This window comes from Faecalibacterium faecis (assembly GCF_040096475.1).
Classification (GTDB): Bacteria; Bacillota; Clostridia; order Oscillospirales; family Ruminococcaceae; genus Faecalibacterium; species Faecalibacterium taiwanense.
On sequence record NZ_JBBMEP010000007.1, the window covers coordinates 90,268 to 112,210 of the forward strand.

At 57.8% G+C, this 21,943-nt stretch carries 21 protein-coding genes; 17 read left to right on the forward strand and 4 right to left on the reverse strand.

What is annotated here, in order from left to right:
* Positions 1-18: 18 nt before the first annotated feature.
* Positions 19-369 carry an Asp23/Gls24 family envelope stress response protein gene (locus WMO17_RS05195; RefSeq protein ID WP_005945874.1) on the reverse strand — a complete coding sequence of 117 codons (351 nt, stop codon included), beginning with the start codon at positions 367-369 and terminating at the stop codon, positions 19-21.
* A 439-nt stretch (positions 370-808) separates the two neighbouring features.
* Here WMO17_RS05195 and WMO17_RS05200 point away from each other — a divergent pair, with 439 nt between their 5' ends.
* Both WMO17_RS05200 and WMO17_RS05205 read left to right on the forward strand, forming a co-directional pair.
* Entirely contained in the window at positions 809-1,261 is a 453-nt protein-coding gene (locus tag WMO17_RS05200) for a CBS domain-containing protein (protein WP_097775366.1), read from the forward strand.
* Positions 1,262-1,849: 588 nt separating this feature from the next.
* A complete protein-coding gene (locus WMO17_RS05205) occupies positions 1,850-3,628 on the forward strand; it encodes a Na/Pi cotransporter family protein (protein WP_097775367.1) in 1,779 nt (592 codons plus the stop codon).
* A 52-nt stretch (positions 3,629-3,680) separates the two neighbouring features.
* Here WMO17_RS05205 and WMO17_RS05210 read toward each other — a convergent pair whose 3' ends face one another.
* Positions 3,681-3,851, reverse strand: a complete 171-nt coding sequence (locus tag WMO17_RS05210; protein ID WP_154255643.1) for a hypothetical protein — start codon at positions 3,849-3,851, stop codon at positions 3,681-3,683.
* A gap of 132 nt (positions 3,852-3,983) precedes the next feature.
* Positions 3,984-4,358: a hypothetical protein gene (locus WMO17_RS05215; RefSeq protein WP_120080248.1), complete on the reverse strand. Its 375-nt coding sequence runs from the start codon at positions 4,356-4,358 to the stop codon at positions 3,984-3,986.
* A 269-nt stretch (positions 4,359-4,627) separates the two neighbouring features.
* Between WMO17_RS05215 and WMO17_RS05220 the strand changes: the two genes are divergently transcribed.
* The 13 genes from WMO17_RS05220 to WMO17_RS05280 all read left to right on the forward strand — a co-directional run bounded on the left by WMO17_RS05220 (position 4,628) and on the right by WMO17_RS05280 (position 18,856).
* Positions 4,628-7,153, forward strand: a complete 2,526-nt coding sequence (locus WMO17_RS05220; RefSeq protein ID WP_349137596.1) for a transglycosylase domain-containing protein — start codon at positions 4,628-4,630, stop codon at positions 7,151-7,153.
* Positions 7,154-7,333: 180 nt separating this feature from the next.
* On the forward strand, positions 7,334-7,774 hold the full coding sequence (locus WMO17_RS05225; protein WP_005945891.1) for an ACT domain-containing protein: 441 nt from the start codon (positions 7,334-7,336) through the stop codon (positions 7,772-7,774).
* A gap of 37 nt (positions 7,775-7,811) precedes the next feature.
* Positions 7,812-9,047, forward strand: coding sequence for a homoserine dehydrogenase (locus WMO17_RS05230; RefSeq protein WP_005945893.1), 1,236 nt, complete (start codon positions 7,812-7,814; stop codon positions 9,045-9,047).
* Positions 9,048-9,075: 28 nt separating this feature from the next.
* Positions 9,076-9,981, forward strand: a complete 906-nt coding sequence (gene thrB, locus WMO17_RS05235) for a homoserine kinase (RefSeq protein WP_005945895.1) — start codon at positions 9,076-9,078, stop codon at positions 9,979-9,981.
* 93 nt (positions 9,982-10,074) lie between these two features.
* A complete protein-coding gene (locus WMO17_RS05240) occupies positions 10,075-11,274 on the forward strand; it encodes an aspartate kinase (protein WP_005945897.1) in 1,200 nt (399 codons plus the stop codon).
* A 313-nt stretch (positions 11,275-11,587) separates the two neighbouring features.
* On the forward strand, positions 11,588-12,400 hold the full coding sequence (locus tag WMO17_RS05245) for a M15 family metallopeptidase (protein ID WP_097775370.1): 813 nt from the start codon (positions 11,588-11,590) through the stop codon (positions 12,398-12,400).
* Between the two features lie 39 nt (positions 12,401-12,439).
* Positions 12,440-13,735 (forward strand): M16 family metallopeptidase, encoded by a 1,296-nt coding sequence (locus tag WMO17_RS05250; RefSeq protein WP_298638394.1) that lies wholly within the window; start codon positions 12,440-12,442, stop codon positions 13,733-13,735.
* Entirely contained in the window at positions 13,722-15,032 is a 1,311-nt protein-coding gene (gene yfmH / locus WMO17_RS05255) for an EF-P 5-aminopentanol modification-associated protein YfmH (RefSeq protein WP_223389703.1), read from the forward strand. Before WMO17_RS05250 ends, yfmH begins: the two co-directional genes overlap by 14 nt.
* Positions 15,029-16,081, forward strand: a complete 1,053-nt coding sequence (lgt, locus tag WMO17_RS05260; protein WP_349137597.1) for a prolipoprotein diacylglyceryl transferase — start codon at positions 15,029-15,031, stop codon at positions 16,079-16,081. The genes yfmH and lgt overlap by 4 nt, the downstream gene beginning before the upstream one ends.
* A 148-nt stretch (positions 16,082-16,229) precedes the next feature.
* The gene (rplU, locus tag WMO17_RS05265) at positions 16,230-16,541 is read left to right on the forward strand and encodes a 50S ribosomal protein L21 (RefSeq protein ID WP_044954216.1); all 312 of its coding nucleotides are present in this window, start codon (positions 16,230-16,232) and stop codon (positions 16,539-16,541) included.
* 14 nt (positions 16,542-16,555) lie between these two features.
* Complete coding sequence (rpmA, locus tag WMO17_RS05270) at positions 16,556-16,807, forward strand: 50S ribosomal protein L27 (RefSeq protein WP_005945908.1); 252 nt, start codon at positions 16,556-16,558, stop codon at positions 16,805-16,807.
* A gap of 213 nt (positions 16,808-17,020) precedes the next feature.
* Positions 17,021-18,304 (forward strand): GTPase ObgE, encoded by a 1,284-nt coding sequence (obgE, locus tag WMO17_RS05275; protein ID WP_294648575.1) that lies wholly within the window; start codon positions 17,021-17,023, stop codon positions 18,302-18,304.
* A gap of 147 nt (positions 18,305-18,451) precedes the next feature.
* Entirely contained in the window at positions 18,452-18,856 is a 405-nt protein-coding gene (locus WMO17_RS05280) for a Mini-ribonuclease 3 (RefSeq protein ID WP_097775375.1), read from the forward strand.
* Between the two features lie 278 nt (positions 18,857-19,134).
* On the opposite strand, the gene WMO17_RS05285 is transcribed toward WMO17_RS05280, so the two are convergent.
* Positions 19,135-19,317 carry a hypothetical protein gene (locus WMO17_RS05285; RefSeq protein ID WP_097775376.1) on the reverse strand — a complete coding sequence of 61 codons (183 nt, stop codon included), beginning with the start codon at positions 19,315-19,317 and terminating at the stop codon, positions 19,135-19,137.
* Positions 19,318-19,422: 105 nt separating this feature from the next.
* Here WMO17_RS05285 and WMO17_RS05290 point away from each other — a divergent pair, with 105 nt between their 5' ends.
* Positions 19,423-20,970, forward strand: coding sequence for an RsmB/NOP family class I SAM-dependent RNA methyltransferase (locus WMO17_RS05290; protein ID WP_349137598.1), 1,548 nt, complete (start codon positions 19,423-19,425; stop codon positions 20,968-20,970).
* Between the two features lie 181 nt (positions 20,971-21,151).
* Positions 21,152-21,889, forward strand: a complete 738-nt coding sequence (locus tag WMO17_RS05295; protein WP_044954219.1) for a YebC/PmpR family DNA-binding transcriptional regulator — start codon at positions 21,152-21,154, stop codon at positions 21,887-21,889.
* Positions 21,890-21,943: the final 54 nt, after the last annotated feature.

A 21,943-nucleotide genomic window follows, 5' to 3' on the forward strand; every position in this document is an offset into this window, starting at 1 on the left:
CGGATGAACCAACAAAAATCAGGCGATCACATCGTCTACCGAAACCACAACGCGGGCAACCTTCAGGCCGGTAGCCTGCTCCACCTCGTCCTTGACGCGGTGAGAGATGCTGCGTGCGGCGGTAGAAATGTTCAGGCCATAGCTCACTGCAATGTGCAGTTCGATCACCAGACGACCATCCTCCTGCGTGACACGGACACCCTTTTCCGGGTAATCAGAACCGTGCACCATGCTTCTGACGGCATCGGTCATATCACGGGGTGCCATTGCGGCAACACCGTAACACTGTTTGGCTGCTTCACCTACCAGAGTAGCAAAATACCCGGACGTAAAGCTGACATCCCCCAGAGGGAAACGGGAAGTGATCATAGTCGCTCTGCTCCTTTATGTTATTTTCATAAAACACATTCAAGGTCTGGGGCGCAGCGGCGGACAGATACACATACTGCGCCGAGAAACACCCACATTATTATACAACTTTGGGGCGCGCTTGTACAGCGCAAAATGCTGGTATATCAACTTTTTGCGCAGGTTTCTGCATTGGCGGCATGGTTCGGGCGGCTTCGCACCGGGAAGGTGATAGCATAACGGACGCTGGTTGCTTTTTATCAAAATCGAAAGTATGACGAAAGAAAGCAAACAATCTGTTAAAAAAATATAAAAGGTGGGTGATAACTCTTTATCCGACTATGAAAAAGTGCTAAAATAGAAACAAGGATAGGGACTGCGGCGCAGGGTCCCGCTTGTGCGGATGAACTGCGTTATTTTTTGCGCACGGCGCGTGGAACAATGTTTAGGAGCTGTTGTCATGAATATTCTGTTTTTCCTTTCACCCAAGCAGGATCTGATGTATGTTTACGACGATTTCACCCTTCGGCAGACGCTGGAAAAGTGGGAGAATAACCGCTACGCGTCCATTCCGGTGCTCAACCGGCAGGGAAAATATGTGGGCACCCTGACCGAGGGCGACATTCTCTGGGGGCTGAAAAAGTTCCATGGTCTGGATCTGGAAGCGGCTGAGGATGTCCCCATTTCGGCCTTCCCGCACAAGCGCGACTACAAGGCTGTCACCGTGACCACCAGCATGGATCAGCTGATCGAAGCGGCCATGAACCAGAACTTTGTGCCGGTTGTGGATGACCGCGGCATCTTCATTGGCATCGTGCGCAGGCAGGCGATCATCCGTTACTGCTATGAGAAGGCCCGCACAGAGCAGCAGGCCCATGAGCAGCGCATCCCGGAATATGCCGCTGTGCATTGAACGATATAAATAGGTGGCCAGCCGCCCGGTTCCGCATCTGAAGCCGGGCGGCTTTTTGTCTGCAAAATACGTTGGAAATCCGATTTATGGTACCTGTTGTGTGCGATAATACAGCCATGGAACAAAAACGTTCTGAAAAGCTGCAAAAAACGAGATACAGGAGGGAACACGGATGAAAGATTTTGAACTGCGTTATGTCGGAAGCCATGTGGAAGTATACACCGGCAGCGGGGTGTTCCTGTTTTCGGCCGATACGGTGCGGGAAGCAATGGAAGAACTGGCAGAGTAAGCGCCCGCAAACAGGCAGAGACTTCGGTGCAAATGTAAAATTGATGTAAAATAATTGAAAAGGAAAGAGCACGAATTCATTAAGAGACGGAAAAATGTGTAGAAAAAGTGATTTTCTTGTAAAATAAACCTTGTTGTGACAGGATAAAAAATGATATAATAGATCCAAGCGCGGTCATTGTGCGCCGTTCTGCGCAGCAGAGCGGCAGGCCGCAGCATCTGCCGGACCAAGCAGGCCCGGTGTGCGGGCAGGGCAGATGTACAAGGATCAAAAGGAAGATCATTTTTAGGAGTATCGTTATGGATATCACACACATTACCTCTCTGTTGGGTGGAATTGCGCTGTTTCTGTACGGCATGTCCATTATGGGCGCTGGTCTGGAAAAACTGGCCGGCGGCAAAATGCAGGGCGTGCTGCAAAAGCTGACCTCCTCAACGCTCAAGGGCGTTATTTTTGGCACCCTCATCACGGGTGTCATCCAGTCCTCGGCCGGCACGGTCGTTATTTGTGTCGGTCTGGTAAACTCCGGCATCATGACCCTTACGCAGTCGGTAGGTGTCATTATGGGTGCAAACATTGGTACCACTGTTACCGGCCAGTTGATCCGCATGGCGGATATCTCCGGTGACAGTCTCTGGCTGACACTGATCCAGCCCAAGACCTTTGCGCCCGTGGTGGCGTTTATCGGCTGCATTTTTTATGTGTTCCTGCGCAGCGCTAAAAGGAAGAACATCGGCCAGATCATGCTGGGCTTCGGCATCCTGTTTACCGGCATGAGCCTGATGGACACCGGTGTGGCTCCTCTGCGTGAGAGCGCCGTGTTCCAGAATCTGTTCGTTACCATGACGAATCCCGTTCTGGGCATTCTGGTGGGCGTGGTGGTCACGGTGATCATCCAGTCCTCCTCGGCATCGGTGGGTATCCTGCAGGCACTGTCCAGCACGGGTCTGGTCACCTTCAGCTCTGCCATCCCCATTATTCTGGGCGCACACATCGGCACGGCCTTTACGCCGCTGCTCACCATTGGCGGCTCCTCCAAGGACGGCAAGCGCGCTGCACTGATCCATCTGTACTTCAACATCATTGGCAGCGTGATCCTGCTGGCGCTGGTGTATGCGGTGCAGTTTACCGTTGGCATCCCCATGTGGAACGACGTGATGAACAAGAGCACCATCGCAAACATCCACACCCTTTCCAGCGTGTGCGCCATGCTGCTGTTCCTGCCCTGCAGCGGTGTGCTGTCCAAGCTGGCACTACTCACTGTGCCGGACAGCGCCGAGGAAGCACAGGAGCTGAGCATGCCGGTGCTGGATGAACGTCTGTTCAAAAGCCCGGCTGTGGCCCTGCAGCAGGCTAAGAGCGCTGTGATCAAGATGTCCCGCCGTGCTGCCCGCAATGTGAATCTGGCTGCACCGCTGCTGCTGAAGATGGACGAGGATACCGTCAGCGCCATCCGGGTGCGTGAAAACCTGATCGACCGCATGGAGGTGGCAATCTCCAACTATCTGATCAAGATGACCGATCAGGAGCTGGGCGACGATGAGAGCCACACTGTGACCGAACTGCTGAATTTTGTTACCGAGTTCGAGCGCATCGGCGACTATGCGGTGAACATTATGGAAAAGGCAGAAGAACTGCAGGAAAAGGAAGCGTCCTTCAGTGAAAACGCCACCAAGGAGCTGCAGCTGCTGGAGAATGCGCTGAACCGCATCCTGAACCTGACCAACGATGCCTTTGAAAACAGCGATATGCGTCTGGCGGCTCAGGTGGAACCGCTGGAGGAAGTGATCGATGTGATGGCGGAGCGCCTGCGCGACCAGCACATCCTGCGCCTGAAGGACGGCGTGTGCTCCATTGATACGGGTGTCGTGTTCCTGGATGTGCTGAACAATGCAGAGCGCATCTCGGATCACTGCTCCAACGTTGCTGCCCGCCTGATCGGCATGGATGCCGGCGAGGACTACGACTCCCACACCCTCAAGAGCATCATGCACCACAACCCCACCAAGGACTACATGCTGGAATACGAGGAGTGCCGCAAGGCCTACCTTGTTCCGCTGGAAGAAATGGAAGCCTGAAACTAAGAAAAACCTCCGGGACGCTTTTCCCGGAGGTTTTTTGCGTTAAAAATCAAGCACTTTTGGGCAAGGAGACAATGACCCAGCGGTGCGGCCCGTGAAAGCCGTCTACCTTGGCGGCTTTGCTGCAGGTGCCGGGGCTGGGCGGGCCGAGGTGGATACCGCGGTCCAGCTGCTTGCCGCAAAGACGGCACTGGTAATGGAGGGTGATCTGTTCTGACATGAGGAAGCACTTCCTTTTATGATCGCTGCAGGCGGTTAAAAAACTTTACTTCTATTATCATTATATAATTTTTACATCGGGATGTCAATAAAAATAATCAGTAAAAGTAGATAAAAATTGAGCATTCTGCACTCAATCGCCCAGATCTTCCAGCAGCAGGTCCAGTTCCCGTTCGCTGTACACGGTCACACCGCGCTTGATGCGCACGGCATCGTTCTCCGGCAGAAGATTGGTGTAGATGCCGGTGACGGTAACAAGCACATCCGGCTGGCCATTGGTGCCGCAGCGGTAAACGGCCACACGCCCGCCTTTGTCGCACAGGCGGTAGCTCTGGGCAGCAAGCTCCGGCATGGCCTGTGCGGCAAGGTCTGCTGCGGAGGAAGGCGGTGCTTCGCTGCCGGGATCGGGCACCGGAAGGCTGAGCTTGGGCAGGGCCATCCAGAACAGGCTGAACACGATGGTGAATACGCACAGCCCGTAGAACAGGCAGGTGCACAGTTTGCGCATGGAGAAACACGCTCCTTTCCGGCTGAAGTATGCCCCAAAACAGGGGGGCACAGTCAATTTTCACACGGGAATGCTGTACTTTGTCCGGCAGATTGTGTTATACTACAGATGATTAGACCTATCAGGGCCGAAGATTGGTTCTTGCCCGCGTTCTGTGCACGTGCTATAATATGGTATTGCGTGCAGTTCTGTGCGCTTTGATGGAAAAGTACCAGCGCATGGCGCTGAAAAAGCAGCCTGAATGTTAGGAGGCGATTTCTATCTCCGATATGAGAAAGATCAACCGTGCCGGTGAGGGGCATTCCCCGGCACCGGCGGGGCGGAAGGTAAATGTGAGCAACAGCCGCCGGGAGTCCCAGCTGGGACCCAAACACGGCCGGGAACCCAAAGAACCAAAGGAACCCTGTGAAAAGGGCAGACATCCCATTCTGCGCTTCATTGGCCGAACCATTGCTACACTGATCTGTCTGGGCATCATGGCAGGCAGTCTGGTGGCAGTGGGTGCTGTATATTACGTGGTGCAGGCTACCGCCAACGACGGCGACCTGCTGGATCTGGACAACATTGAGCTGAGCCAGTCCAGTGTGGTGATGGCTACCGACCCGGACACCGGTGCACAGGTGGAGTATGCCACGCTGCGCTCTTCCAACAGCCACCGCGTGTGGGCGGATCTGGAGCAGATCCCCACGAACCTGCAGTATGCGTTCATCTGCACCGAGGATAAGGACTTTTACAACGAGCCCGGCGTCAACTTCAAGCGCACCATCGGCGCAATGGTCAACGAATACCTGCTGCCCATCTACAGCTCCAAGCAAGGTGCATCCACGCTGGAGCAGCAGCTGATCAAGAACCTGACCGACGACAAGAGCGCCAGCGGCATTGAAGGCGCACTGCGCAAGCTGCGCGAGATCTACCGCGCCCTCTGCCTGAGCCGCAGCTATTCCAAGGAGACCATTCTGGAAGCGTACCTGAACACCATCAGCTTTACCGGCACCATTCAGGGCGTGCAGACTGCGGCCAACGAATACTTTAATAAGGATGTCAGCCAGCTGACCCTGTGGGAGTGTGCGACCATTGCGTCCATCACCAAAAACCCCACCAACTATAACCCCTACACCAACCCCGAAAACCTGATCAACCGCCGTAACTTCCTCATGTACAACATGTGGCAGCAGGGCGTGATCAGCGAAGAGGACTACCGCAACGCAGCGGCCCAGCCGCTGGTACTGGCCGAGGAAGAGGATACTAAGAAGAATTCTTCCGTTACCTCTTACTTTACCGATGCACTGTTCACCGAGCTGGTGCAGGACATCATGGACAAGGAAAACATTTCGGAATCCGAGGCACAGAAGCTGCTGTACACCGGCGGCTTTACCGTTGAGTCGACTGTGAACACCAAGGTGCAGTCCGCCATGGAAAACCTGATGCTCAACACGGATGATGCCTACTTCCCGGCCGGCTGGCATGAGGAAGAGGTGACCTCCATCTCGGACGACGATGTACAGGTGATGAACGAGGACGGTACGCCCAAGACCCGCACCGGCGACGACGGTACCGTTTACTATTACCGCAATGTGCGTACTCAGGCAGCCATGGTCACGCTGGACTATGACGGCAATGTGATCGCCATTGTGGGTGGTCTGGGCGAAAAGAACAAGAGCCTCTCGCTGAACCGTGCCTACAGTGTCACTCGTCAGACGGGTTCTACCATCAAGCCTATCGGTGCGTATGCACTGGGTGTAGAGTATGGTCTGGTGAACTGGTCCACCATGCTCAACAACTCGCCCTTGTATCAGAAGCAGGATATGGTGATCCGCGATGAAGATTACTGCCGCAAGAACGGCCTGATGGGCCTTTCCGACAAGCAGCTGCGCGCTTATCCCAACGCATGGCGCAGCTGGCCCCGCAACTATGGCGGCAACTACGGCGACAACAGTGATGTGCCGCTGTGGAACGGTCTGGCCCGCTCGCTGAACACCATTGCGGTGCGTGTGGGTGATCTGGTGGGCGCAAGCAACATCTTCAATTTTGTGTACAACACCCTGCAGCTGAACACGCTGGACCCGGTAAACGATGTGGGTCTGGCGCAGATGGTCATGGGCAGTCAGACCCATGGCGTTACGCCCACGGCGCTGGCAGCTGCGTTCCAGATCTTCTACGATGGCCAGTACACCACCCCGCACCTGTATACCCGCGTGCTGGACCGTGACGGCAATATCTATCTGGAAAACAACTCCACCAGCTATCAGGCCCTGACCCCGGATACCGCTTATGTGATGAACCGCCTGCTGAAGAACGTTCTGTACTCCAGCGTGGGCACCGCCGGCGGCCGCTACCCCAACTCCAACGGCATGGAAGCCTTTGGCAAGACCGGTACCGCCAGCGACGAAAAGGATCTGTGGTTCGTGGGCGGCACGCCGTACTACGTTACCGCCGTGTGGTGGGGCTACGATGCACCCTATGATATGACCAAGACGCTGGGTAAGCAGCAGGCCAAGACCCGTACCTGTGTTATGGCGTGGAAGGCCCTGATGGAACAGGTGCAGGCAGACCTGCCGTATAAGGCATTTCCGACCTCTGCCGGTGTGGTGGAGCGCCGCTACTGCACCCAGAGCGGCCTGCTGGCAGGCGGCTCCTGCCCCAGCACCGCCGTGGGCTACTACCGCGCCGATGATCTGCCTGGTACCTGCAACTACTCCCATGCAGCAGCTCCTGCAGCGGCTGCACCTGTGGAGACTGCGGCACCGGAGCAGGCTGTCATTCCTGCGGATACAGGTAATCAGGATACAGACTGATCTGTAGCCATATGAAGGACAAAAGGCGTACTATCGGCACCGGCGCGGGGTGAATCCGGCAAGGAAATACCGCGCTTGCCGCAGCAAAACTGGATAATCTGACAAAAACGCATCCGACCTCTTGCATTGCAGGGGGCCGGATGCTATTATATTCACTGCAAGAACACTTGTGTTTGTGAGGTGAACAAGTTGGAACGCCGCTTTTATCTGGTAGATGCGCAGGTGCTGCCTGAGGTTTTTCTCAAGGTGGTACGCGCCAAGGAACTTCTGGCCAGCGGGGAGGCACGCAGCATTTCCGCTGCCACCCGCGCAGTCGATCTTTCGCGCAGCGCTTTTTATAAGTATAAGGACTGCATTTTTGACTCCGAGAATGGCCGTGAGGTGATCACCGTCATGGCTACTCTGCGGGACGAGACCGGTGCACTGCAGAGCCTGCTGGCCGGCATCAGCGCCGCAGGTGCAAGCATTGTGACCATCAACCAGTCCACACCGGAAAACGGTGCCGCACTGGTGGCAGTCACCATCCGCACCGATACCATGCAGATGACCCCCGAAGAGCTGACCGAAAAACTTTCGCGTCAGCGTATGGTGGTAGGCGTGCACTGCGGGTACAATCTGTAAGCAGTAAGCAGTCTTCAGAAAACGAGGGAGAACAACAATGGCTAAAATTGCAATTCTGGGCTTTGGCACGGTGGGCAGCGGCGTGTACGAGGTACTGTGCCGCAACGCTGCGGGTGTCTCCCGCCGTGCAGGTGAGCCGGTGGAGGTCAAGTACATCCTTGACCCGAAGGATTTTTCAAACCATCCGGATGCACACCTGTTTATAAAGAACTTCGATACCATTCTGGAAGACCCGGAGATCAAGGTGGTGGTGGAGACCATCGGCGGCACCCGCTTTGCGTATCCGTATGTAAAGGCCTGCCTTGAGAGCGGCCGCAGCGTATGCACTTCCAACAAGGAGATGGTGGCCACCTACGGCGCAGAGCTGCTGGGCCTTGCCAAAGAGCACGGCTGTGCCTTCCTGTTCGAGGCTTCTGTGGGCGGCGGTACGCCCATCATTACCCCGATGCACCAGTGTCTGGCGGCAAACGTCATCACCGAGGTGGAGGGCATCGTGAATGGCACCACCAACTTCATGCTCACCAAGATGGTGCGCGAAAATCTGGGCTTTGACGATGCGCTGAAGATCGCGCAAGAGCTGGGCTACGCCGAGACGAAGGACCCCAGCGACGATGTGGACGGCCGTGATGCCTGCCGCAAGATCGCCATTCTGTCCTCGCTGGTGTGCGGCCATCAGATCTACCCCCAGAACATTCCCACCCGCGGCATCCGTGCCATTACCACGGCAGATGTGGAAGCGGCGGAAAAGCTGGGCTGTGTGATCAAGCTGATCGCATGGATGAAGCGCGGCAAGGACGGCAGCGTGGCTGCCGGTGTGGAGCCGTGTCTGGTGCCCAAGGCAAACCAGCTGGCCAGCGTGGACGATGTGTTCAATGCAGTGCTGGTCAAGGGCGATATGCTGGGCGATGTGGTGTTCTACGGCAAGGGCGCAGGCAAGCTGCCCACCGCCAGCGCCGTGGTGGCCGACGTTGTGGATGCCCTGAAGCATGGCTCCAAGGTGCACGACAGCCTGTTCTGGCAGCCTGCTGAGCCGGTGGAGGGAATGCTCACCGACCCGGCTCCTGCTGCATATTATGTGCGTGTAGCAGGCATTGCTCCGGCGGTGGTGGAAGCCATCTACGGCTATGGCAGGGTGGTGGACGAACGCTACGAAGGCTGCGCTTACTTTGTGGAGCGCGCCGACGAAAAGGCACTGGCCGAAGCAGCCCGCAAGGTGGAAGCCGTGGGCGGCAGCGTGAAGCTGGTGCTCAAGCGTCTGCCGGAAGAAAACTGATAACGGAATAAGGAAAGGTGCGGCAGCTATGAAGATCAAGGTTTCTGTCCCGGCCACCAGTGCAAACATCGGCTCCGGCTTTGATGCGCTGGGTCTGGCGGTGACGCTGTATAATACGGTCACCTTTGAAGAGAGCGAAGTGCTGGATATCTCGTCTGCGGACGGTACCCGCATCCCGCGCGGTGAATCGAACCTCGTGTACCGTTCGGCAAAGGGGCTGTTTGAGAAGGTGGGCAAGCAGATCCCGCCCCTCAAGATCACCCAGACGAATCCCATCCCCATGGCGCGCGGCCTTGGTTCTTCCTCGGCCTGCATCATTGCGGGACTGCTGGGTGCCAACCGGATGCTGGGCGATGTGCTCAACACGCAGGAGCTGCTCACGCTGGCCACCTCCATTGAGGGCCACCCGGATAACGTGGCCCCGGCTCTTCTGGGCGGCCTGACCAGCAGCGTGTTCGAGGATGGCAAGGTGTACTCGGTCAAGCGCAATGTGGATGAAACGCTGTGCTTTGCCGCCATCGTGCCGGACTACAAGCTGCTGACGGAAGCCGCTCGTGCGGCCCTGCCCAAAGAGGTCTCCCACAAGGACGCGGTATATAATCTTTCGCGCGCTGCGCTGGTGCCCGCCGCCTTCTGCGAGGGCAGACACGACCTGCTGGCCATTGCCACCGAGGATAAGCTGCACCAGCCCTACCGTATGCCGCTGATGCCCGGATCCAAGGAAGTGTTCGATATGGCACGCCTGTGCGGTGCAAAGGCTGTTTACGTTTCCGGTGCGGGCAGCACCGTGATGGCCGTAGCGGAAAAGGCGGAGGCCGAAAAGTTCTATTCCAAGCTGGAAAAGGGTCTGGAGCTGCTGGAAGGTCTGGACGGATGTGAAGCATTTACATTGCTGCGTTTGGATGCCGATAACACCGGCGCAACGGTGGAATGATAAATGGGTAAGGGAAGTGCAAGGCGCTGCTGACCGCTTCCGCCCGGTGTACCCCCTTTTGACAAAGGGACAAAAAGAGGAGAGTGACAAGATATGGCGTTGATCGTACAGAAGTTCGGCGGTTCTTCGGTGAAGGACCGTGACCGTATCTTCAACGTGGCACGCATTGTGGCAAACACCCACAACGCGGGCAATGACGTAGTTGTGGTGGTGTCCGCTCAGGGCGATACCACCGATGACCTGATCGCCAAGGCTGGGGAGATCACCCACAACCCTTCGGCCCGTGAAATGGATATGCTGCTGGCTAGCGGCGAGCAGATCAGCATTTCGCTGCTGGCCATGGCACTGAATGAGCTGGGCTGCCATGCCATCAGCCTGACCGGCTGGCAGGCTGGCTTCCGCACCGACCGCGCCTATACCAAGGCGCGCATCACTCGCTTGGAGACAGAGCGCATCTCTTCTGAGCTGGAGCGCAACCGTGTGGTCGTTGTGGCGGGCTTCCAGGGCCTGAACAAGATGGATGACATCACCACTCTGGGCCGCGGCGGCTCCGACACCAGCGCTGTTGCCATTGCAGCAGCCCTGCACGCAGACCGCTGCCAGATCTTTACCGATGTGGAAGGCGTTTACACGGCCGACCCGCGCAAGGTGCGCAACACCCGCAAGCTGGACGAGATCACCTTTGACGAGATGCTGGAGCTGGCATCTCTGGGTGCACAGGTGCTGAACAACCGCAGCGTGGAGCTGGCCAAAAAGTATAATGTGGAGCTGGAGGTGCTCTCCAGCCTGAATCCCGTGCCCGGTACGGTGGTCAAGGAGGTTACAAAAGACATGGAAGGTATGCTGATCAAGGGTGTCGCAAAAGACACTGATGTTGCTGTTATCACGATTCTGAACGTTCCCGATGAGCCGGGCATGAGCTTCAAGATCTTCGGTCTGCTGGCCCAGAAGAACATCAACGTGGACATCATCCTGCAGTCCACCGGCCGTGACGGCAAGAAGGATATCAGCTTTACCTGCTCTGAGGGCGAAGCCGATCTGGCCATGCGCGTGCTGAAGGAGAGCGCACACTTCAACGATGTGAGCGTGGACACCACCTGCGCCAAGGTCTCCATTGTGGGTGCCGGTATGCAGAGCCACAGCGGCGTTGCTTCCAAGATGTTTGAGGCACTGTCCAACAACAACATCAACATCAAGATGATCTCCACCAGCGAGATCAAGATCTCCTGCATCATCAACCGCGACGATGCCGACAAGGCTGTTTCTGCGATCCACGATATGCTGTTTGATTAAATAAAAATATAGGAATGCCGCATCGCCTTTTAGGTGGTGCGGCATTTTTGCGTGGAAAACTCCTCCAGTCGCCTGCGGCGACAGCCCCCTCTGAGAGGGGGCCTTTGACAGAACGGGAAACTTTTCTGTTTCGCCAGAGCCTCCCTCATTGAGGGAGGTGGATGCGAGCGTGCGAGCAGACGGAAGGAGTTTTTTCGGTCATACTTATTTTACACTTCCGGCGTTTACACAAAATGCAAAGGGGTGTATAATATACACTGTATCTGTGCGGCGCAGTGCGCTGCAAATTCTGCAAAAGGAGCTGCAACGCACCATGGAACCGACTGATAGAAATGCTGCAAAGCCCCGCCTGACCCGCGCTCAGTGGAAGCGCCGCAAGCGGCTGCGGCTGGCCCGCAATTGGGCCATTCTCATTCTCGTCTGCGCCGCCATTGTGGCGCTTATGACCAAAGGCATCCTCTGGCTGCTGCCAAAGGTGAACGCCATGCTTGCAGGGCCGCAGAGCTTTGATGCGGCCAGCTACGATGGCACCGGCTATAGCTTTGATGCTGACGATGAGCGCTTTGTGCTGGTGAACACCAATCTGCCTTTTGCCGAGGAACCCTCTCCGGCCCTTGCCGATGCCGATGAAGCCAGCGGTATCCAACTGGAAGCCGAAGCAGCTGCAGCCTACCAGAAAATGGCTGCGGCTGCGGCCGAGGACGGCATTGCACTGGTGCTGACGGCAGGCTATCAGGACGCAGATGCCCGCAGCGCGGCCTATGAGACGCAGAAGCAGCAGTATCTGGAAAAGGGCAAAACCGAGGAAGAAGCCGCCAGCCTTGCGGCAGATATCCAGCCGCCTGCGGAATGCAATGATCACGGCACCGGCTATGCGGCGGATATCCTCAGTACGGACTACCCGACCCGTGATACCGGCTTTGATACGACCCGCGCCTACGAGTGGCTCACCGCCTACGCCGCCGAATACGGCTTCATCCTGCGCTATCCGCAGGACAGGCAGGCTGCTACCGGCGTGGTGTTTGAGCCGTGGCACTGGCGGTATGTGGGCGTTGAAAATGCCCTTGCCATCCGTGCCAGCGGCCTGAGTCTGGAAGAATTTCTTGCCTTGCAGAAGGCATCATAAAAATAAAAGCTCCCTGTGAAAGCAGGGCGGAGGAACAAATTGGAACGTACTCTCATTGCGCCGGGTGTGCATCTTTCCTGTGACCCGGCGGAAAAATTCAACCGCTGCCGCATCAGCGTCCACTTTGCCTTTCCGGCAAAGCGGGAAACGGCCACAGCACATGCGCTGCTGCCGCTGGTGCTGGAGCGCGGCTATGCCGACTGCCCGGATATGACCCGCCTGACCAAAAAGCTGGCCAAGCTCTACGGTGCAGACCTCACAGTGGATGCCCGGCCCATGGGCTGTAGCCACAACCTGTGTGTTAGTGTTACCGGCATCAAGGATCAGTTTGCGCTGGAAGGGGAGACCCTTACAAGGGAATATGCATCCATTGCACTGGGTGCGGCCTTTCACCCGTATTTTGTGGGCGGCACTTTTGATCCGGAAGCCGTGGGCATTGAAAAGCAGATGCTGAAAAAGGCGCTGGAAGATGAGATCAACGATAAGCGCCTTTACTGCCTGCATCAGGCCAACCGGGAATTCTTTGGCGACAGCCCGGCGGGTGTGCGGCAGGAGGGCTATCTGGAAGAGGTGGAAGGCCTGACACCGGAACAGCTTACCGCAGCCTATTACGAGATGCTGCGCACCGCCAACATTGAACTGCTCGTGCTGGGCTGCACGGCAGAGCAGACCGCTGCGGTAAAGGATGCACTGCTGGCAGAGCTTGCGGCAATTGACCGCGCACCGCTGCCGCTGGCGGAAAACATTGCCATGCCCCGCCGGGAACCGGTGCACAAAACCGAAACCTATGATATGGTGCAGGCGAAGCTCTGTATGCTGTTCACGCTGGGCGAACCCATGCGCACCGAACAGCTGGCTGCTGTGCGCCTTGCCATGGCGCTGTACGGCGGCAGTGTGACCAGCCGCCTGTTCCTGAATGTGCGCGAGCGTGACCACCTGTGCTACTACTGCTCGTCCTCGTTCCAGAGCTTTACCGGAAGCATGGCTGTGAACAGCGGCGTGGAGCACGCCGACGCAGCCCGGGCAGAGCAGGCCATCTTGAAGGAACTGGCCGACCTGTGCGATGGCCCCATCACCGACGATGAATTTGAGGACTGCCGTCGGGGTCTGCTGAGCGGGATGCAGGGGGTAGAGGATACCTTGGGCGGCATCGAGACATGGTATTACATTGAAGTGCTGCGCGGCGGCGACCCGGCCAAGGTGCAGACACCCGCCGAAGCCCGCGCCGCTCTGCAGGCCGTGACCAAGGACGACGTGCGCGCCATCCTGCGCAAACTGACCCTCTCGGTCAGCTATCTGCTCACAAAGGAGGTGGCCGCTCATGCCGCAGAATAACCAGACCCTGCTGGAAAAGACCGTGGCTGACCAGTGGCAGACCCTGCCCTCCGGACTGACCGTTATCGTGCGGCCCATGCCGGGCTATTCCAGCACCCATGTCATTTTTGCTACCCGCTTTGGCTCCATTGACCGGGATTTCCGGCTGGACGGCAAAGAGGTGCATCTGCCTGCAGGCGTGGCACACTTCCTCGAGCACAAGATGTTTGAAGATCAGGACGGCGATGCCTTTGCAAAGTATGCCAAGACCGGTGCCAATGCCAACGCATTTACCAGCTTTGACCGCACCTGCTACCTGTTCACTGCGACCCAACAGCTGGACGAAAGCTTGGATGTGCTGCTGGGCATGGTGACTCATCCGTACTTTACCGAGCAGACCATCGCCAAGGAGCAGGGCATCATCGGGCAGGAGATCAAAATGTACGATGACAGCCCGGACTGGCGGCTCATCACCGGCCTGTTCGAGTGCTTGTACCACGAGCATCCCATCCGCAGCGATATCGCGGGCACGGTGGAGAGCATTGCTGAGATCACGCCGGAGATGCTTTACGACAGCTGCAAAGCCTTCTATGCACCGGGCAATATGGTGCTGGCGGCTGCCGGCGACACTACCATGGAGCAGATCCTGGCTGCCTGTGAGCGCCACGGCCTGATGAGACCGCGCAGCACCGAAAGAGTGCAGCGGCTGTGGAAGCCGGAACCCATGACGCTGGCGGCAGCCCATAAGACCCTGAAAATGCCGGTGTCCAAGCCCTGCTTCGGCGTGGGCTTCAAGGAGAAGCCGTTGCCCCCGAACGATCTGCGCACTGAAGCGCTGTATGATCTGATCCTGAGCTGCATCACAGGCGGCATGTCGCCGCTGTACCGCCGTCTGTACGACGGAGGCCTTGTGAACCCCGGCTTTGGCGGGGAAGTGCTGCGGGTGGACGGCTGCTGCTGCATCCTGTTCACCGGCGAGAGCGATGCCCCCGATGCCGTGAAGCAGATGCTTCTGGACGAGATCGCCCGCATCCGTGCCGCGGGTGTGGACCGGGAGATCTTTACCCTGTGCAAGAACGAAAAGTACGGCCAGCTGATCGAAAATCTGGAAAATGTGGAGGACTCGGCCAGCCAGATGGCAGACTTTGCCCTCTCCGGCCAGACGGTGGCGCAGCAGATCACCATGCTGGCAGGGCTGACTGCCGAGGATGCGGACGCTGCGCTGCAGCACATCCTCAGCACCGACCGCATGGCTGTGATGGATATTTTGCCAGATGGCACTGCGCCGCTGGCCGAGAACGAGGAGGAAGCAGAATGACAAATCTGGTGCAGTTCCCGGGGCTGGGCCTGAGCTTTGAGATCAACCGCGTGGCCCTTTCCATTGGCGGGTTCAATATTTACTGGTATGGCGTGTGCATTGCCTTTGGCATCTGTCTGGCGCTGGTATTTGCGTTCCGCCACAGCATCGAGTTCGGCGTGGACCCGGACAGCATGGTGGATGTGATCCTGATTGGCATCGTGCTGGGCATTGTCAGCGCCCGCGCCTACTATGTGGCCATGGCACCCTTTAAATACGAAAGCATCTGGGAGATGATCGCCATTCGGGATGGCGGCCTTGCCATCTACGGTGGCATCATCGGCGGCTTTCTGTTCGGTGGCTTGGCCTGCAAACGGCGGGGCGTGCCGGTGCTGCCCATGTTCGACCTGACCGCTATGGGCTTTCTGCTGGGACAGGGCTGCGGCCGCTGGGGCAACTTCTTCAATCAGGAGGCCTTTGGTTGCAACACCACCCTGCCGTGGGGCATGTTCAGCGAAACGACCCGCGCTTACCTGATGGGCAGCACAGTCACGGCCCAGAGCGGCGTGACCATTGACCCGAATCTGCCGGTGCATCCCACCTTCCTGTACGAAAGCATCTGGTGCTTCGTGGGCTTTCTCCTGCTGTTCCGTTACATTAAAAAGCGCAAGTTCAACGGTGACATTGCCCTGCGGTATATGATCTGGTACGGCGCGGGCCGCTTCTGGATCGAAGCCCTGCGCACCGACAGTCTGATGCTGGTGCCTTCCATTGGCCTGCGGGCATCCCAGCTGGTGGCAGGTATCGCTGTGGTAGTCGGTGTGGCTGCGGAAATTTACTTCACCCACAAGTTCAAGGACAAGCCCCTGATGGTAAAGCTGGCAATGACGGCGGACAACAAAGCCGCAGTCAATAAGCTGAGCAAAGAAAAAACTGTTATCGGTCTGATGACGGATGCAGATACTGAACTGCTGGCCTCCAGCCCGCGTAAGCTCTTCGTGGAGCGCACCGAAGCGTATAATGCCGAAGTAAAACGCACCATCGCGGAAAGCGGGAAGACGGAAAAATAAAAAATCCTTCGGAAAGAGGAAAATTCCTCTTGCATTTCCATCGTTTTTTTGCTATAATATTCTAGCCGCATGGTGTGGGCGCCTGAAATGGCCCAGTGTAAGGGCCTGCCTTTACGACCAGCGAGTACAACGAAAAGGAATGAACAAAATGTACGCAATCATTGTTACCGGCGGTAAGCAGTACCGCGTGGAGCAGGGCGACATCGTCTACATCGAAAAGCTGGACGTTGAGGCCGACTCCGAAGTGAAGTTTGATCAGGTTCTCGCTATTGGCGAGGAGGGTTCTGTGAAGGTTGGCGCTCCCGTTGTTGAGGGTGCTACCGTTACTGCCAAGGTCATCAAGAATGGCAAGGGCAAGAAGCTGAACATCATCACCTATCGCGCAAAGAAGCACAGTGCTCGCCGTATGGGCCATCGTCAGCCCTTCACCAAGGTTGAGATCACTGCGATCAACGGCTAAGGAGGTAAATTACAATGGCACATAAAAAGGGCGTAGGCAGCACCAAGAACGGCCGCGATTCCGCAGCACAGCGTCTGGGCACCAAGCGTGCAGACGGTCAGTTCGTTCTGGCCGGCAACATCCTGGTTCGTCAGCGTGGCACCCACATCATGCCGGGTGAGAACGTTGGCAAGGGCAGCGATGACACCCTGTTTGCTCTGGTGGACGGTACCGTCCGTTTCGAGCGCGTGGGTAAAGACGGCAAGAAGTGCAGCGTCAAGCAGTAACTTCTTTCGGATAACTGCAAAACGTAGAGAGCCGGACCCTCGTGGCCCGGCTCTTTTTGATGAAGAATTCTCTTTTTGACTGTCTGGCAGAAACTCCCCCAGTCGCCTGTGGCGACAGCCCCCTCGGGGAGGTGGCATCGTGCAGCGATGCCGGAAGGAGTTCCCGGCAAGGGAAGGGGAATAAACGAACATATAAAACTAAGGAGGGGCTGTATGGCAGCACAAACCAACTTTATCGACATCGCCACGATATGGCTCCACGCGGGCAAGGGCGGCGACGGTGCGGTGAGCTTTCACCGTGAAAAATTCGTGGCCGCTGGCGGCCCGGACGGCGGCGACGGCGGCCGCGGCGGCGATATCATCTTTGTGGTGGACGATCACCTGACCACCCTGATGGATTTCCGCTATAAGCGCAAGTATGTGGCCCCGGAGGGTGGCAAGGGCGGTGCAAGCCTGTGCCACGGCAAAAACGCGGAGAACCTTGTCATCAAGGTGCCGCTGGGCACCGTCATCAAGGACGCCGAGAGCGGCCTTGTCATTGCGGACCTGTCCGACCACACCCCAGTCACCATTGCAAAGGGTGGCCGCGGCGGCTACGGCAATGCGCATTTTGCCACTCCCACCCGACAGATCCCCAAGTTTGCAAAGCCCGGTATGCCCGGCGAAGACATTCAGGTGACGCTGGAGCTGAAGCTGATCGCCGATGTGGGTCTGATCGGCTTCCCCAATGTGGGTAAGTCCACCCTCATTTCCACCATCAGCGCAGCCAAGCCTAAGATCGCAAACTACCACTTCACCACGCTGGTGCCCACGCTGGGCGTTGTATCCGTGGCGGAGGGCGCAAGCTTTGTCTGCGCCGACATCCCCGGCCTGATCGAGGGTGCCAGCGAGGGCATCGGTCTGGGACATGACTTCCTGCGCCATGTGGAGCGCTGCCGCCTGCTGCTGCATGTGGTGGATGTTTCTGGCAGCGAGTGCCGTGAACCCATTGAGGATTTTGAAAAGATCAACGAGGAGCTGGCAAAGTTCAGCCCTGTGCTGGCTGAGCGCCCGCAGATCGTCATTGGCAACAAGTGCGATCTGGCCACCGAGGAGCAGATCGAAGCTTTCCGCAAGTATGTGGAGGGCAAGGGCTTGACCTTTGTGCCCATCTCTGCCGCTACGATGCAGGGCGTGAAGGAACTGCCGGGCCTCGTGTATAGCCGCCTGAAGGATATCCCGCCGGTGCCGGTGTTTGCTCCCGAGTACAAGAAGCCCGAACCCAAGGCCAACGACCGTGCGTTTGAGATCAAGCGCATGGAAGCCCATGTGTGGAGCGTGGAAGCCCCGTGGCTGGAATACATTCTGGCCGGCAGCAATGTGGACGACTACGAAAGCCTGCAGTTCTTCCAGCGTCAGCTGGGCGAGAGCGGCATTCTGGACGCTCTGGTGGCAAAGGGCGTGCAGGAGAACGACACCATTCTCATTGGCGATTACCAGTTCGATTATATCTTCTAAAGAAGAACCCTCTCCGTCAACGCTGCCGCGCTGCCACCTCTCCCGAAGGGCGAGGTTTCACGCATCTAAAAAGTACGTGCAATAAAAGCTCCCCCTTTCGGGGGAGCTGGCGAGCGGATGCGAGTCTGAGAGGGTTGGAGAATATTTATGAACGAACCTGAAAAGATCGACCCGCGGGAGCTTAGCCCCTTGGCGCTGGCCTTTGTGGGCGACAGCGTGCTGGAACTGCTGGTGCGACAGCGTCTGGTGGAGCATCACCGCCTGTCTGCCGGAAAGCTCAACGCAGAAAAGGTCAAATACGTCTCGGCCCGGGCACAGTTCCGGGAGGAACAGCTGCTGGAGCCGCTGTTCACTGAGGACGAACTGGCCGTGTTCAAGCGGGGCCGCAACGCCAGCAAGGCCAGCGTGGCAAAGCACGCTTCCCCGGAGGAATACCGTGCTTCCACCGGCTTCGAGTGCCTGCTGGGCTGGCTGTATCTGAACGGTCAGCTGGGCCGTGTGCACGAGCTGTTTGAAACACTGTGGCAGCAGTTCGACCCCAACGAGACCTGAGAAGTTGCTTTCATAATCATTGCACACCGCCTGAACGGTCTTTTTGCTGCCATACTGCGTTGCTCTTCCTTGCAATCCATCAGGATTGCTGCGGAAAACCGCCTTGTCTGGCGGCAAAAAGCCGCGCCCATTCGGCGCACCCTGACTATAAAAACAACTTCTGACGCGAAAGCCCGCTGCTTTCCGCACTGGAAAACAGTGCCGGAGGGCAGCGGGCTTTGCGATTTGAGAAAGATCAGAGGTTCGCGCCCGTGGTCCATCAGGCGCGAAGGGCAGCGTCAGCGGCTGTTTTTGGCGTTGCTGGAACGGCTGCTCGTGGAGTTCTTGGCGCTCTCATCGTCGGCACCCTTGGTGTACTGGTTGGGGTGCTTGTGCTCGTTGGTGGCGCTGTTGGTGGTCTGGTTGGACGTGCGGTTCGAGGTCTGATTCTTGCAGTTATTGCTGCGGTTTTCGGTTGCCATAGTGAATGATCTCCTTTCGGTTTTCCGTGCGGGGCGGTGTGCCCCTCACAAGACCTAGTTTGGCCGCAGACGGCGGCTTTATACATCCCACAGGAGGAATGCAGAATGCCCATGGAATATTTTGAACAGCGGGAGCGCGCTCTGCTGGGAGACCGGTTCGATGTCCTGTATGCAGCCCCGCAGGAAACGGCGGAGCGCGGCGTAACGGTGTCGGCCCTGCGCAGCTCACCGGAGCAGTTTGCCGCAAAAGCCGATTTCCCACTGGAAGCATCGCCCTTTTGCAAGGCGGCATTCGTGGTGCATCAGCCGGATGATTTGAAATTCCGGCCCGGGCGGCATCCGTACCACCATGCGGGCGTGTTCTACTCGCAGGAGCCGTCTGCGTCCTCGGCGGCACCGCTGCTGGGCGTGCAGCCCGGGATGCGTGTGCTGGACATGTGCGCCGCGCCCGGCGGCAAAAGCAGCCAGCTGGCGGCGGCGCTGCAGGGCCGGGGTGTGCTGGTGAGCAACGAATACGTTGCAGCTCGTGCGGATATCCTGAAAAGCAATCTGGAACGCATGGGCGTGCCCAATGCAGTGGTGCTCAATGAGACGCCCGCCCGCATTGCGGATGCGCTGCCGGAATTTTTTGACCGGGTGCTGGTGGACGCGCCCTGTTCCGGCGAGGGAATGTTCCGCAAGGAGCCGGTGGCCCGTCAGCAGCACTGTGAAGCGCTGGTGAAGCAGTGTGCTGAGCTGGGTGCAGAAATTCTGGACTGTGCAGCCGCTGTGCTGGCCCCGGGCGGGCAGCTGGTGTATTCCACCTGCACCTTTGCACCCGAGGAGGACGAGGGACAGGTGGCGGCATTCCTGCAGCGCCACCCGGAGTTCACCCTTGCGGATGCGCTTGGCAATGTGGACTACACCTTTGGCAGTGAGGGCGAAGCCAACCGCACCGGCGGCCTGCCGCTGGATGTGAGCAAGGTGCGCCGTATCTGGCCCTGTCAGGGCGGCGAGGGCCACTTTATGGCCCGGCTCGTCAAAGCTGGCACTCCGCGCGTTCTGCCCGCAGAGGGCGAGTACACTGCCGAAGAACAGCTCTGGCTGGCAGCAGCGGAAGCTGCGGGCAAAAAGGCCAAGGGGAAGGGCGGCAAGCCTGCCAAGACCCCGGATGCCCGCAGTGCCCGCCGCGAGAATGCCCGTGCCTGCCGGGAAGCGGTGCAGGGTGACAAGCGTAGCCGCGAAGCACAGGCAGGGGAGACAAGTCCTGCCCAGAGCCTTGCAGCATGGCACGCGTTTGCCGGGCAGTATTTCCCGGCGCTGGTTGACCGCCCGGCTGTGGTGCACGGCGGCGGTGTGCTGCTGCCGGTGCCGTTCCCGCAGACGAACCTGCATGTGCTGCGGGCGGGCGTATTTGTGGGCAGCGTGCAGAAAGGCCGCTTTGTACCGGAGCACCATCTGTTCACGGCATTTGGCGCACAGTGCGTAAACCGCGAAGAACTCACCCTTGATGACCCGCGCTGCGTGGAGTATCTTTCCGGCCGTGAGGTGGAAGCCCGCATCGCTGCTGACGGCTGGTGCTGCGTGACGGTGGACGGCTGGCCGCTGGGCGGCGGCAAGGTGTCCGGCGGGCGGGTGAAAAACCATTATCCCAAGGCGCTGCGGCTGCTGTGAACGGGCAGAAAAAGCGCATTTTTCCGCGCAGAATGCTGAAAACCGGGCGGATAAGGCTTGAACGCTCTGCCCGGTTGTGCTACAATAATAGAGTTAGATTTTGTGTGCTGCCACAATGCGGGCGACCACAGCCCGTCTGCCCGCAGGCGGAGATTTGAGAATATACAGGAGGCTCTTTCCCATGTCTGGACATAGCAAATGGAACAATATTAAGCGCAAGAAGGAAAAGACCGATGGCGCAAAGGCAAAGGTCTTTACCAAGATCGGCCGTGAGATCAGCGTTGCCGTGCGTACCGGCGGCCCGAACCCTGCTTCCAACAGCAAGCTGGCTGACCTGATCGCCAAGGCAAAGCGCATGAGCGTGCCCAACGATAACATCCAGCGCATCATCAAGAAGGCTGAGGGCGGCGATAAGACCGAGTACGAAGCAATCACCTACGAAGGCTACGGCCCCGGCGGCGTTGCTGTCATGGTGGAGACCCTGACTGACAACCGCAACCGTACCGCTGCCGACCTGCGCCACTACTTCGACAAGAACGGCGGCAATCTGGGTGCTATGGGCTGCGTGGGCTTCCTGTTCAGCCAGAAGGGTGTCATTGATATCTCTCTGGAAGATAAGGATGCCGACGAGGCTATGATGGATGCTCTGGATGCTGGTGCCGAGGACTTCGATGCCAGCGAGGATGCAGCCGAGATCACCACCGATCCCGAGAACTATTCTGCTGTGGTCAAGGCCATGGAGGAGAAGGGCTACGAGATCCTCTCCGACGATCTGGCCATGGTGCCCATGACCACCACCCGCCTGACCGACCCCGACCAGCTGAAGCTGATGGGCAAGCTGCTGGATGCGCTGGAAGACAATGATGATGTCCAGAACGTCTGGCACAGCCTGGAGAACGAAGAGGATCTGCCGGAATAACCTTCCGCAAGGCTCTTTGCTCCTGAAATAAGACGATAAAAAGCCGCTTTTTGT